Source organism: Acinetobacter sp. TUM15071 (assembly GCF_008980925.1).
In the GTDB taxonomy this organism is placed as follows: Bacteria; Pseudomonadota; Gammaproteobacteria; order Pseudomonadales; family Moraxellaceae; genus Acinetobacter; species Acinetobacter dispersus.
The window spans coordinates 122049-136508 of the sequence record NZ_BKGB01000009.1; the positions used below are offsets into that span (position 1 = coordinate 122049).

The 14460-nt window shown below is 43.1% G+C and carries 11 protein-coding genes; 7 read left to right on the plus strand and 4 right to left on the minus strand.

The features are described 5' to 3' along the window. Positions 1 to 46: 46 nt before the first annotated feature. Positions 47 to 487, minus strand: a complete 441-nt coding sequence (locus GBI66_RS10585; RefSeq protein WP_151716052.1) for a GNAT family N-acetyltransferase — start codon at positions 485 to 487, stop codon at positions 47 to 49. A gap of 413 nt (positions 488 to 900) precedes the next feature. On the opposite strand from GBI66_RS10585, the gene mqo reads away from it, so the two are divergent. From mqo to GBI66_RS10600, 3 genes are all read left to right on the plus strand, one after another. Further along, positions 901 to 2541: a malate dehydrogenase (quinone) gene (mqo, locus tag GBI66_RS10590; RefSeq protein WP_005191321.1), complete on the plus strand. Its 1641-nt coding sequence runs from the start codon at positions 901 to 903 to the stop codon at positions 2539 to 2541. Between the two features lie 79 nt (positions 2542 to 2620). Further along, the gene (locus GBI66_RS10595) at positions 2621 to 3862 is read left to right on the plus strand and encodes an MFS transporter (RefSeq protein WP_151716053.1); all 1242 of its coding nucleotides are present in this window, start codon (positions 2621 to 2623) and stop codon (positions 3860 to 3862) included. Positions 3863 to 3904: 42 nt separating this feature from the next. Then, positions 3905 to 4360: a hypothetical protein gene (locus GBI66_RS10600; RefSeq protein ID WP_005191326.1), complete on the plus strand. Its 456-nt coding sequence runs from the start codon at positions 3905 to 3907 to the stop codon at positions 4358 to 4360. A 51-nt stretch (positions 4361 to 4411) separates the two neighbouring features. Here the strand turns inward: GBI66_RS10600 and GBI66_RS10605 are convergent, their stop codons facing one another. Both GBI66_RS10605 and GBI66_RS10610 read right to left on the minus strand, forming a co-directional pair. Further along, positions 4412 to 6472 (minus strand): choline transporter, encoded by a 2061-nt coding sequence (locus tag GBI66_RS10605; RefSeq protein WP_005210696.1) that lies wholly within the window; start codon positions 6470 to 6472, stop codon positions 4412 to 4414. Between the two features lie 117 nt (positions 6473 to 6589). After that, entirely contained in the window at positions 6590 to 8200 is a 1611-nt protein-coding gene (locus GBI66_RS10610) for a BCCT family transporter (RefSeq protein ID WP_151716054.1), read from the minus strand. Positions 8201 to 8464: 264 nt separating this feature from the next. Between GBI66_RS10610 and betI the strand changes: the two genes are divergently transcribed. The 4 genes from betI (at position 8465) to GBI66_RS10630 (ending at position 13192) form a co-directional block, all read left to right on the plus strand. Continuing rightward, the gene (gene betI, locus GBI66_RS10615) at positions 8465 to 9091 is read left to right on the plus strand and encodes a transcriptional regulator BetI (protein ID WP_151716055.1); all 627 of its coding nucleotides are present in this window, start codon (positions 8465 to 8467) and stop codon (positions 9089 to 9091) included. Beyond that, positions 9084 to 10556, plus strand: a complete 1473-nt coding sequence (gene betB / locus GBI66_RS10620) for a betaine-aldehyde dehydrogenase (protein WP_151716056.1) — start codon at positions 9084 to 9086, stop codon at positions 10554 to 10556. The genes betI and betB overlap by 8 nt, the downstream gene beginning before the upstream one ends. A gap of 92 nt (positions 10557 to 10648) precedes the next feature. Beyond that, complete coding sequence (betA, locus tag GBI66_RS10625) at positions 10649 to 12343, plus strand: choline dehydrogenase (RefSeq protein WP_151716057.1); 1695 nt, start codon at positions 10649 to 10651, stop codon at positions 12341 to 12343. A 66-nt stretch (positions 12344 to 12409) separates the two neighbouring features. After that, the gene (locus GBI66_RS10630; protein WP_005191336.1) at positions 12410 to 13192 is read left to right on the plus strand and encodes a TorF family putative porin; all 783 of its coding nucleotides are present in this window, start codon (positions 12410 to 12412) and stop codon (positions 13190 to 13192) included. A gap of 71 nt (positions 13193 to 13263) precedes the next feature. Here the strand turns inward: GBI66_RS10630 and GBI66_RS10635 are convergent, their stop codons facing one another. Beyond that, positions 13264 to 14439 carry a zinc-binding dehydrogenase gene (locus GBI66_RS10635; protein WP_151716058.1) on the minus strand — a complete coding sequence of 392 codons (1176 nt, stop codon included), beginning with the start codon at positions 14437 to 14439 and terminating at the stop codon, positions 13264 to 13266. Positions 14440 to 14460 lie beyond the last annotated feature (21 nt).

Here is a 14460-nt window from a genome sequence, read left to right on the forward strand (position 1 = left end):
TTCTCATTTTTCAATCCGGCCTACGAATGCACAATCTATTTGAAAACTAATTCAGGTTTTTTCGATATTGGATAAATCCTGCATTCACGGCCATGCTATCGTAAAGCATTCGTGCTTGGTAATTGGTTTCATGAGTGAGCCAATAAACACGTGAACATTCTCTTTCAGCCGCCTTTTGGTAAACTGCTTCTATCAACTTACGACCTAAACCTTTTATCCGTGAATGTTGATCAACAAATAAATCCTGTAAATAACAGTAATCACCTGTAGTCCACGTACTTCGATGAAAAATAAAATGCACAAAGCCAATCAAAGTATCTTGATCTCCCACTACAAGACAGTACATATCTTCATTTGGATCAAGTAATCGAGAAAATGTTTTTTCCGTCATCTTATGATCAATCTCGACCTTATAGAAAGCCTGATAGCCTTGCCATAACAACAACCAGTTTTGATAATCTTGCTGCTCAAGCGCTCTGAGCTTCATGCCAGTGCCTCCATATTAGGATGGTGTCTAAACATCATAGTTTTGTCTTTTATAAAGCCGAGTGCCAATTTAAACTTTTCATCTAGACCAATTTTTTGATAATTCAATCCGCTCATTTGGTCAAAATGTGACTGATCTCTCTAAACCATAAGTCTAAGATTTACTAGAACTTTCTACAACTTTCACACAATAAATCATCAAAGTCGGCTTGATTTGTACATTTTGAAACATTAGTTCAACCAAAATACCGTCTAAATTAAAGTAAAATTCATGAACTAACTTCTTCAACATCAGTGTTAAGGCGATCCCTTGCCGTACTGATGTGCCTTTATTGCGCCTGTATCATCATTTAAATTCTTTCTCTCTATATCGCTTGTCATATAGAGCGTCATTTAATTTTTAAGGTAAATTGAATGAAAAAATTTTGGAAATATTTATTAGTACTACTCGTAGTATTAATTATTATTGCAATTGCCTTTCTTTTTAGACCAGTTGCGTCTAAGGCAATTAAAACCACCAGTAACGAACCAACTGTCGATGTTGTACTCATCGGCGGCGGGATCATGAGTGCCACTTTAGGTACTTACCTCAACGAATTACAACCCGACTGGAATATCCGCATGTATGAACGTCTTGATGCTGTTGCACAAGAAAGTTCAAACGGTTTTAACAACGCGGGTACAGGCCACTCAGGCTTTATGGAAATGAACTATACCGAAGAAAAAGACGGTAAAATGGACATTTCTAAAGCTGTAAACGTGGCAGGTCAGTTTGAAATTGCCAAACAGTTCTGGGCATACCAAGTGAAGCAAGGTGTACTCGAAACACCAAATACCTTCATTAACCCAGTACCACACATTGCTTTCGTATGGGGCGATAACGTGAATTTCATGGAAAAGCGTTATGCTGCCATGGTTCAAAACCCGTTATTCGCTGGCATGAAATTGAGTGAAGACAAAGCTGAAATTCAACAATGGGCACCATTGGTGATGGACGGTCGTGATCCTCAACAAAAAGTGGCTGCAACTCGTATGGACGTTGGTTCTGACGTGAACTACGGTGCAATCACCAAGCAGTTGATTGGCAACCTTGAAAAGAGTCCAAACTTCAAACTCAGCACTTCAACTGAAGTGACGGGTATCAGCAAAAACGATGACAACACTTGGTCTGTGGCTTTCAAAGATTTGAAATCTGGCAAAGTTGATCATGTGAAAACACGTTTTGTGTTTATTGGTGCAGGCGGTGCTGCAATTAAATTATTGCAAATGACTGGCTTACCAGAAGCGCAACAATATGCTGGCTTCCCTGTAGGCGGTGAGTTCCTTGTAACTGACAACCCAGCAGTAACGGCAAAGCACACAGCTAAAGTGTATGGTCGTGCTGATCTTGGTGCGCCTCCAATGTCTGTTCCACATATCGATACCCGTTATATCGACGGTAAAAAATATGTGTTGTTTGGCCCATTCGCAACTTATTCAAACAAGTTCCTGAAAAATGGTTCACAGCTTGATTTGCTTGCATCAACCAACAAAAACAACGTGTTGCCTATGGCTGCAATTGGTCTACAAAATGCTGATCTTGTTCAGTACCTCGTAAGCCAAGTGTTAATGTCTGATGCAGATCGTTTCAATGAGTTGAAAAAATACTACCCTGAAGCTGATCCAAAAGACTGGCATTTACAACAAGGTGGTCAACGCGTTCAGATCATCAAGAAAGAGCCAGGCAAACCTGCTAAATTGCAATTCGGTACAGAAATCTTTGCATCTAAAGATAAGTCTGTAACTGCATTGCTAGGTGCTTCTCCGGGTGCGTCTACATCACCTTACATCATGCTTAACTTGCTTGAAAAAGCATTCCCTGAGCAAACTAAAGGTGTATGGAATGACAAATTGCATGAGATCGTACGTTCTTATGGTAAAGACCTTTCAACAGATCCAGCGTTGTTAGATCAAATCCGTCAGTACTCAAGTTCAACTTTGGGCTTGAACTATACGACTCCAGCAAACTTAGTTCCTGCTAAGAAAGTTGTTAAAGCTGAAGCTGTTGCTCAATAAGTAACGCTAAGCACATCAAAAAGGGAGGAGTTTCAGCTCTTCCCTTTTTCTTTATTTGTATGTTTTAAATCTACGCCTTATGTCCTCTGCTGTACCTCATTCTGCTTTTGCTGCATTTGCCAGTCGTGACTTCACGTTATTGACCGTCAATCAATGCTGCCTGACTTTTGCGGTGCTGATTCAAGAAGTCCTAATCGCGTATTATCTGTATCAAATTACCAAGAATCCGCTTATCCTCGGCTTGGTCGGGATCATGGATTTTTTACCCTTTCTCGTCCTCTCTTTATGGGGTGGTTATATTGCTGACCGTTTTAATCGTCAGCGTATTTTGCAGATCAGCTTTAGCTTTGCCATTCCCTTATCGATTGCTTTGTGGATAAGTTTTGATCTTTTCCACACCCAAACCATCAGTGCAAATTTATTATTAATCTCATCCTTGAGTATTTTATTTCTATTTGGCTGTATTCGCGGTATATACAGTCCCTGCTTTAATTCTTTACGTCCTTTTGTCGTACCCGAACATTTGTATACCAATGCAGCAACATGGACCAGCATGTGCTGGCAAGCCAGTGGTATTCTTGCACCCGTCATTGGTGGCTTCCTGCTGGCTCATCTGGATTTAGACATTACTTTTAGTGTCATCGTGGCACTTTTTTTCAGTGGCAGTATTGCCCTCTGGTGTTTGCAAAAACGAGATTTCCCGCAAATCCAAACAGAGTCAGTAACTCAGAGTCTAAAAGAAGCGCTGCATTTTATTTTTAAAACTAAAATTATTTTTTGGGCCATGTTTCTCGATCTGAGCTCAGTTTTTTTTGGTGGTATCATCGCGCTATTGCCAATTTTTGCCCAAGATGTTTTACATATCGGTGCTGATGGTTTTGGTCTATTACGCGCTGCACCTGCTTTTGGCGCATTGGTGATGATGATCATTTTAATTCGCTATCCACAAAAATCTAGACCATGGCAGATGATGCTCATAGCAGTGACAGGCTTTGGCCTCTGTACTTTATTATTTACTGTTACCAGACAACTGTATTTTTCTGTCGCAGTTCTCATTATTATGGGAGCATGTGACAGTATCAACATAGTCATTCGTCAAACGATTCTGCAACTAATTCCACCCAAGGACATGCTTGGACGTGTAGCTGCCATTAATGGCATCTTTGTCACCTCGAGTAATGAGCTTGGTGCGTTACAGTCGAGTGTGATGACGCGCTTTTTCAGCGTGATTCCTGCGATGTTGATGGGTGGTTCACTGTCTTTGCTTTGCGTTGTTTTAACTAAGCTCAAGACCAAAGACTTATTTAATTTTCGTTTTTAATTCCCCTACTAAACAAATAGTTATTTTAAAATTCAATGTAATATGAAACATACTTTGCCCGCGTCTTCAGGCCTCTCTAAATTTATTATTTTTTCCGTTTTTGTATGGCTGGTCTTGCTGTGGCTGCAATCGACCTATATTGTCATTATCGGTGGACCTGCCTATTTATTCTGGACCTCATTTGGCCTTTTGGTATTGAATATCCTGAGCTTGCGCCCAACGATTTTAAAAAATCGAATTGCTTTTGTGATCACGGCTGCCTTGCTGATTTATCTGGTGTTGAACTCGCTGTTTTGCACGTATTTGATGATTGCCTTTTATTGTATTTTCTACCTCTATTCAGATGAATATAAGAATAAGCGTGCCATTAAATTGATCAGTTTATTCTTGATTATGATCATCTTTGCGGTCTACCAAACCCAATCTCTACATGAACTCAAAAGCCATTATGAAACCTATGAAACGGGTGAAACATGGCAAAAATATGGGGCCTTATAAGTTAGGCCATAAAAAAACCTCACATGCCGTGAGGTTTTTTTATTTGAACTATTAATCTTGCGAATCAGGATACAAAGGACGATTCCCGGGACTAATACGATTGATATGCAAGAAGGTCATATGACGTTCGTACTTATCAAGAATGTCGTTAATCACCTGTTCTTTGGTGTATCCAACCAGATCATTGTCCTGTGAACCCTCATACAAGAAAGTTTCCAGACGGTAGTAGAACTGCTTACCGCGTTTACCACGTTCACTGAAGTTAGGCGCGATATAACGTACAGGCCAGATTTGATAAACGAAGTTATGCTCTTCTTCCAAGTAGATGGTTAAATCTAAATGATAGAGTGCATCATTGTCTTCCAATGCTGTTTGGGTGACATCGACATGCATGCCACGTTTAACCAGTTCATCGGCAACTGTGCGTACTGCTGGCTCACAGACACTATCAAGCATCCGCTGGGTTTCACTGGTACCTGGATGATGCATCACACGGGCTAAACGCTTTTTCCAGTTCAGGATATCCACGTTTCCGACCACAGGCGCAGCATTCATACTACGACTTGCCTTCCGATAATCTTCCAGACGCAAAGACTTGTACAGACCCGCCATGACCAACAACATAACAAAGCTAAAGGGTAAGCCCATGATCACAGTAGCACTTTGCAGCGCGGTAATCCCGTTTGCCATCAGCATTGCCAAGGTGAGCAAACCAATTGCCGTTGCCCAAAACACTCTTAACCAGCGTGGCGCATCATTATCAACATTGGAAAATTTAGTGGTGAAGTTCCCTAAAACCAACGCACCAGAATCGGCAGAGGTTACATAGAACAACAGACCTGTAATCGTTGCCACGCCTGCAATAAATGCAAACCACGGATATTGCGCCAATAGGTCATAAAAACCATGCGCAGGATCAGTTAGAACCGTTTGAGCCAGTGCTGTATTACCTTCAAAAATGACGTTATATAAAGCACTGTTTCCAAAAATAGATAACCACGTGATGGTAAACAACAATGGAATAATTAAGGTACCGCAAACAAATTCACGAATGGTACGGCCACGGGAAATGCGCGCCAAGAACAGACCAACAAAAGGTGACCAAGCCACCCACCATGCCCAGAAGAACAAGGTCCAGCTATTCATCCATTCTTTAGGCTGATCAAAGGCAAAACTTTCTAAGGCCAAACTTGGGAATCGACTGATGTAGTCACCAAAGTTTTGTACCAATGCATTGAGTAAGAATCCAGTATTGCCCAAGAACAATACAAACAACATTAAGCCAATTGCGGCAAAAATATTGATTTCAGATAAAACCTTAATGCCCTTATTGACCCCAGCTGTTACCGAAATAATGGTGACAATGACGGCAACCAAAATCAGTGCTGACTGAATCAACAGGTTTTCAGGCCAACCAAATAAGACATGCAAACCATAATTGATCTGAACGACGGCAATACCACAGGTGGTGGCAATACCAAAGATCGTCCCGATAACCGCTGCAATATCTACACTATGCCCAATTGGACCATCAATTTTTTTACCAAAAATTGGGTAGAGCGCGGAACGAATGGTCAGTGGCAAGTTATAACGATAGCTAAAGTAACCCAAGGCCATCCCGACCAAGGCATACATACCCCAACCCGTTAAACCATAGTGGAACAGCGTCCAAACCATACCCTGACGCGCAGCTTCATAGGTTTGACCTTCACCCACAGGCGGATTCATATAATGAGATAAAGGTTCTGCAACAGAGAAGAACATTAAATCTGTTCCAATCCCCGCCGCAAACAACATCGCTGACCAACTGAGTAAGCTAAACTCAGGTTTGGAATGCTTAGGACCAAGTTTGATATCGCCATAACGCGAGCAAGCAATAAAAACCACAAAGATTAAATACAATGTTGCAGCTAATAGGTAATACCAGCTGAATTTATCACTGACCCAAGCCAGCACCACGTTGAGCAAATGGTTGGCAAAATCGTTAAATAAAATCGTAACAAGTGCAAATGTTAAAATAAGTAGAGCTGAAACATAGAAGACCACACGATTTAAATGGTCTTTATTCGCTAATGTAGCATCATCAACCGCTCTTGGATTATCTGTCGCCATACAATCCTCAGGGAGTTAGAGAAGAAAAAGAAAATATTCATCCACGTCTTTTCATCACTCGATCAATGAAAAGACATATCTGAATAGAAAATGAAAAACAAAAGTTATTTACCCGAATTACAATATTTCTGATTTTTCAGTAGTGTGATGTGATGACTGAGTTACCTGCGTTATCACTTGCGGTGGCGTAGGACTAAATTGATCCTGTTTCAGTGCTTTGGCCAAGCCAAACATATACAGCAAAATAATAACGGAGAATGGCAAACCACACAGTACCACAGCGCTTTGCATAGAGTGAAAACTCCCTGCCAACAGCAGCCCGATACTGACAATGGTAATCACCACAGACCAGAAAATTCGCAACCAAATCGGTGAGTCACTTTCATTGCTACCCCCTTTCGAGGACAGATTTGCGATCATGAGTGTACCCGAACCCACAGGGGTCAAAAACAATACGAAACAAATCATAACAACAATCCCAGCAACATAAGGATTGAATGGTAGAAATTCGAGAAGCTTAAATAAGGACAAAGCAGGATCGGTTAACACCAAATCACCTAAGATTTTTTGCTTTTGTTCCAGAATAAAATAAATTGCGGTGTTACCAAAAATCGAGATCCAAGCCAGCGTAAAACCCAATGGAATCAGACAGACACCGAGCACAACTTCACGAATAGTACGACCTTTAGAAATACGCGCAATAAACATACCTACGAATGGTGCCCATGCAATCCACCATGCCCAATAGAACACTGTCCATGAACCTAACCACTCACCTGCTTTGGCATTGTAAAGGTACATATCAAAGCTCTTCGCTAGAAAATGATCTAGATAATCACCCACGTTCTGTACTAATCCATTGAGCAAATGGTTGGTTGGTCCTGTGAGGAATACGAACAGCAAGAGCGCATAGAGCAAACGCAAATTGATACGAGATAACCAAGCCAAGCCCTTTTCAATCCCAACCACGGTGGTAATGGTCGCGACTGACATCATCAGCAACACCACCGTAATTAGAGTGGTTTGGTTATTTGGAATCTCGGGCAAGAGATAATGTACACCCGAAACCAGTACCAAAGCACCAATACCGAGGTTGGTTACCAAAGAAATGACCGTGGCTAAAATCCCAAAACCATCAACAAAATCGCCAATCAAACCATGAATACGTTCACCAAAGATTGGATACAGCGCAGAGCGCAACGCCAATGGCATGTTCTGACGAAATGCAAAATAACCGAGTGTCACACCCAATAAGGCATACAATACCCAACCATGAATGCCCCAATGTAAAAAGCTATACATCATGGCATCACGTGCAGCTTGTATGGTGCCGCCCTGACCTTCTGGTGGTCGAATAAAATGGTCAACGGGTTCAGCTACACCGTAATACAACAGTGCAATCCCGATCCCTGCTGAAAACAGCATCGAGACCCAAGCCAGATAGCCAAACTCAGGTTTATCGTCATCTTTACCTAAAGGAATCTGCCCAACCCGTGAAAAAGCCAGCCAAGCAACAAAACCTAAACAAACCACGATTACCAGCATGTAATACCAACCAAACAATTGATTGGCCTGCCCTTGTATATAGGTTAACCAGAACTGACTGCGCTGTGGAAACAAAACAAACAATAGGCCAAAAATGCCGATACTGATTGCGGAGCTCCAAAAAACAAACAAATTTAAACGTATAGGTTCAGATGGGGACCCGTCATTACTTTCTGACACCATGTTCTTGCTCCTTGCAATTGGTGTTTTTTCTTAAAAAATAATGTGATAAGTGTTCAATTCTGCTTATCGCCTTATCCATAAGAATCTTTGATTTATTACGCTACTTCTATTCTTTCCAATCAAAAATTCATTGATTTTTACAGATTATACTTTTTATTGATTGAACGTTCAATCAATAAAAAGTATGATAAAAAAATGTTATGATGCTCTACATCGAGAAATGTTGAATAAAAAGCACCTTGGCAGGGCTTTAAATGGATAAGCATGACAAAGCGTAGAGTAAAACCAGAGCATGTGCGACGTGAAGAGATTATTAGCGCCGCATTTTATGTAATTTCTGAAGTGGGGTTATCCAATACCACCATTGCACAGATTGCAAAAAAGGCTGAACTATCGACTGGTATTGTGAGTCACTATTTCGGTGACAAACAGGGATTGATCAATACCTGTATGCAAGAAATGCTCAACGTTTTGCGTCAAAAGACTGACCAATACAAAGCCGAAGCAGATTCGCATCCAGAAAGCCAGATCAAAGCCATTATTGATTCCAACTTCGATATCAGTCAGGTCAACAAACAAGCCATGCGGGTCTGGTTAGACTTCTGGTCTGCCAGTATGCACCTTCCCGAACTTGGACGTTTACAACGAATTAATGATCAACGCCTGTATTCCAACTTGAAACATTATTTTCTTATGTTGGTCGATGATAAACAACAGGCAAGCATCGCTGCTCGCGGATTAGCAGCTTTGATTGACGGATTATGGTTACGCGGCAGTTTAAGTAGTCACGATGAGTTTGACAGCCAACTGGCCCGTTCCATTGCTTACGATTATGTAAAAACGCAAATTCAATTTGCGAACAAGCCTTTGCAGGAGAAACAGAATGAGTGATGCACAAGTTCACCAGTTATATATCCACGGACATTATGTCGCAGCGACCAGTGGCAAAACATTTAACAGCATTAACCCTGCCAACGGTGAAGTGATCGCAACACTTCAACAAGCCTCACAACAAGACATTGAAGCGGCTGTTCAAAGCGCACAACAAGGCCAAAAAATCTGGGCAGCGATGACGGCGATGGAGCGTTCACGCATCTTACGTCGTGCAGTTGATATCTTACGTGAACGTAATGATGAACTTGCCCAGCTCGAAACACTCGATACCGGTAAAGCCTATAGCGAAACCTCAACCGTGGATATCGTAACAGGCGCAGATGTACTCGAATATTACGCTGGTCTTGCAACCGCGATTCAAGGCGAGCAAGTGCCACTGCGTGAATCAAGCTTCTTTTATACCCGCCGCGAACCCCTCGGTGTGGTTGCTGGTATCGGTGCTTGGAACTATCCAATTCAAATCGCAATGTGGAAATCTGCGCCTGCCCTAGCAGCAGGAAATGCCATGATTTTCAAACCAAGCGAAACCACGCCACTGACTGCATTTAAACTTGCTGAAATCTATACTGAGGCGGGCGTACCAGATGGCGTATTTAACGTGGTCCAAGGTGCAGGTCGTGACATTGGTCAATGGTTGACCGAACATCCTGTGATTGAAAAAATTTCATTCACTGGTGGTGTTGAGACTGGTAAAAAAGTCATGGCCAGTGCTGCGGGTTCGACTTTGAAAGAAGTCACGATGGAGCTGGGTGGTAAATCACCCCTGATTATTTGTGATGATGCCAACCTCGACCGTGCTGCGGATATCGCAGTGATGGCGAACTTCTTTAGTTCAGGCCAAGTCTGTACCAATGGTACCCGTGTTTTCGTACCTAAAGCCTTGCTTGCTGATTTTGAAGCAGCCGTTGCAGAAAGAGTAAAACGTATCCGTATTGGCGATCCGATGGCTGAGCAAACCAATTTCGGACCTCTCACCAGTTTCCCGCATATGGAAAAAGTATTGTCTTTCATTGAGTCAGGCAAACAGCAAGGTGCAAAACTATTAATCGGTGGTGGCCGTGCCACTGAAGGTGACTTAGCCAAAGGTGCTTATGTACTCCCGACTGTATTCAGCAACTGCCAAGATGATATGGCAATTGTACAAGAAGAAATCTTTGGTCCAGTGATGAGCATTCTCAGCTATGAAACTGAGGAAGAAGTGATTCGTCGTGCCAATGACACTACCTTTGGCTTAGCCGCAGGTGTCGTAACCCAAGACATCACCAAAGCACATCGCATGATTCATCAACTTGAAGCAGGTATCTGCTGGATCAATACCTGGGGTGAATCGCCTGCGGAAATGCCAGTCGGTGGCTACAAGCAATCTGGTGTTGGTCGTGAAAATGGCTTAACCACTTTGGGTCATTACACCCGTATCAAATCCGTTCAAGTTGAGTTGGGTGAGTATCACAGCATTTTCTAATGCCCTCAGCTTTCACCCTCAAAATTAATCCTCAATGCCGAGCAATCCCATGATTGCATCGGCATCCTCAAGAATAGAAAAAAGGGATAACGATGAATACTCAAGCATATGACTACATTATCATTGGCGCAGGATCTGCCGGAAATGTGCTCGCAACACGTCTGACTGAAGATAAAGACGTGACTGTTTTATTATTGGAAGCAGGTGGTCCAGACTACCGTTTAGATTTCCGTACTCAAATGCCAGCCGCTTTGGCTTTTCCTTTACAAGGTCGTCGCTATAACTGGGCCTATGAAACCGATCCTGAACCACACATGAACAATCGCCGTATGGAATGTGGTCGTGGTAAGGGCTTAGGTGGTTCTTCTCTGATTAACGGCATGTGCTATATCCGTGGTAATGCCATGGACTTGGATCAGTGGGCAACCATGAAAGGTCTGGAAGACTGGACCTATGCAGACTGCTTACCGTATTACAAAAAAGCCGAAACTCGTGATATCGGTGGTAATGACTACCACGGTGACAAAGGCCCTGTGTCAGTGGCAACCCCTAAAAATGGCAACAATGTCTTGTTCCATGCCATGGTTGAAGCAGGCGTACAAGCGGGTTATCCACGTACCGATGACTTAAATGGTTATCAACAAGAAGGCTTTGGTCCAATGGACCGTACTGTGACCCCAAAAGGTCGTCGCTCAAGTACTGCCCGTGGTTATCTGGATCTAGCCAAAGGTCGTCCGAATTTGACCATCGTCACCCATGCCACCACCAATAAAATCTTGTTTAATCAAAAACAGGCGGTGGGTGTGGAATATATTATTGGTGCAGACAAAGCCAATATGAAACAGGCACAAGCGAAACGTGAAGTCTTGCTCTGTGCAGGTGCAATTGCATCGCCACAAATCTTGCAACGCTCAGGTGTGGGTGAAAGCAACTTCCTGAAATCGATGGATATTGATGTCGTGCATGATTTGCCGGGTGTGGGTGAGAACCTGCAAGATCACTTGGAAATGTATCTGCAATATCAATGCAAGCAACCGGTATCACTCTACCCTGCACTGCAATGGTATAACCAGCCTGCAATCGGTGCTGAATGGTTATTCAATGGCACTGGCGTTGGCGCGAGCAACCAGTTCGAAGCGGGTGGCTTTATCCGTAGCTCGGAAGAGTTTGACTGGCCGAATATCCAATATCACTTCTTACCTGTTGCGATTAACTACAACGGTAGCAATGCAGTAAAAGAGCATGGCTTCCAAGCGCATGTCGGTTCAATGCGCTCGCCTTCCCGTGGCCGCATCAAGCTGAAATCAAAAGATCCGTTTGAGCATCCAAGTATTCTGTTCAACTACATGTCAACTGAACAAGACTGGCGTGAATTCCGTGATGCGATTCGTATCACCCGTGAAATCATGGCGCAACCTGCGCTTGATCCGTATCGTGGTGAGGAAATCAGTCCAGGTAAACATATCCAGACCGATGCAGAGCTGGATGAATTCGTCCGTACGCATGCGGAAACAGCATTTCACCCATCATGCAGCTGTAAGATGGGTGAAGATGAGATGGCTGTAGTCGATGGCCAAGGTCGCGTCCATGGTGTACAAGGCTTGCGTGTGGTCGATGCCTCAATCATGCCGTTGATCATTACAGGTAACTTGAATGCCACCACGATTATGATCGCAGAAAAAATTGCCGACAAAATCCGTGGTCAAAAACTCCCTCGTTCTGAAGCGGCTTATTACAAAGCGGGTACAGCACCTGTACGTCAAGCACCGTTACGTCCAATACAATAAGCAAGAAATTCCTTTAGGGGATACCCGAAGCAAAGCTTCGGGTTTTACTTCATTCAGGGAGAAATGATGAAAAAAACCTTATTTTTAATTGTACCTTTCGCTTTTTATTTTCAAAGCATCCACGCCACTGAAACCATCTCACCCTACTCAGCCAATATCACTGCGGCTAGCCAATACGTTTCTCGCGGTTTTCAACAAACTTGGGGCAAACCTGCCTTACAAGGTGGACTGGATTACAACCATGCCAGCGGCTTTTATGCAGGCACTTGGGCATCGACGGTAAGTGATCACTTTATTCGTGATGCCTCGGTCGAGTGGGATGTGTATACTGGCTATAGCCGCAGTTTTGGTGATTTAACTATTGGCACCAAAGTCGCCTATTACTATTATCCAGGTGCAAAAACCACTGCGGATACAGGCAATACCCGTTTTGATTATGGGGAAATTATCCCTGAGATCAGCTATGGGCCGCTTAGCGTTAAATATGCGATTACCTATACCCAAGATTATTTCGGCAATAACTCGGATACTTTGGGCGTCGGCAACAATAAGCATTCACGTGGTTCGGGCTATTTGGATGTCAATTGGCATCAACCGATTACGCAAGGTTGGTCTGTCGATGCCCATTATGGTAATCAACGCATTAAAAACTTTTCTGCTGCAAGCTTTCAAGATGCCAGTTTTGCCGTCAACAAAGAACTGCCATATAACCTTTCAAGCAGTTTGACCTATAGCAAAGCATGGGATAAAGACGGTTTTTATCAGCAATACAGCAATGGCAATCCCAACGCCAAAGTCTCCAATCCGATTGATTCAACCGTGACCCTGTCATTAACCAAAAGTTTCTAATCCAAGCTGGATCAAGCTTTCTGACATAAAAAAGCCGCTTCACTCAAAGCGGCTTTTTAAAATCTTGGATATTAAGGCTTGATCAGTTCAATCGTTGCGCCTGCACGTTTTGGATCAATCAGAATCTTGGCATGTTGCTCTGGATCGCGTAGCGCCTCAAAAGCATTGCCAACGCCTTCCAAACCGACCACACCCGTGATCAATGGTGAACAATCAACTTTTCCTTCCGCAATCATATGCAGGGTGTCACGGAACTCAAGTGGGGTATAACCCAGCACATACTGGATTTCTAATTCTTTATTGATCGCCAACGCAGGTTCGATCTTGTCACTTTGCATACAAACCCCCACCCCAACAATACGTGAGAATAGCGGTGCACCCTCTAAGATCTGCTGCATGATTCCTGCTACACCCACGCACTCAAAAATTACAGGTCGTTTCGGTAATATCCCGAGTTTGTCACCAACGCGCATGGCGTTCACCCACGGTAATGAGTAAGTCTGAACCTTATCAAAAATTCCCATGCCCATATTCACTGCTTCAGAGACATTGCCCAATAAGCCAAGCTCTTTCCAACTACCAAATGGAGACTGTTGTTTAGGATCAATCAAGACATCCGCACCACATTGCTCGGCCAAACGACGACGGTTCGGTGAAAAATCACTGGCAATCACGGTTTTAACGCCTGCTGCTTTAAGCATAATAATTACACCCAAACCGACAGGGCCACAGCCAATCACGATGGCAGGCTCGTTTTTCTTGATTCGACTACGACGTACCGCATGTAAGGCAACTGCCATTGGCTCAGTCAGTGCAGCACGATCCGCATCTAGGCCATTAGGCACTTCAAACATTAAACTCGATTGTACCAAGACCTGTTCTGCATAACCGCCAGAAGCACTTGGCGACAGCCCTGTAGGCACATAACCTTGCGGATCAACATTTAACAATGGCATGGCACAAACTAAAGTATCTGCTTTCAATTTACGGCGTGTTTTTGGACCATAATCCAAAACTTTACCGCAGAACTCATGACCGAAAACCAATTTATCAGAGGACTTTGCAACTCCATTGAACCCGACTCGTGCTGCCAAATCATGCATGTGATCGCAGTGATGTTGCATGTGTAAATCCGAGCCACAGATACCGCAACGTACGACTTCAAGTAAGACTTGCCCTTTTGCAGGAACCAATTGAAGACTGTCTTCTAGTTTTAACTCAGCGTTATGACAAATCAGAGATTTCATAGGATGCTTTCCTTTTTTGTT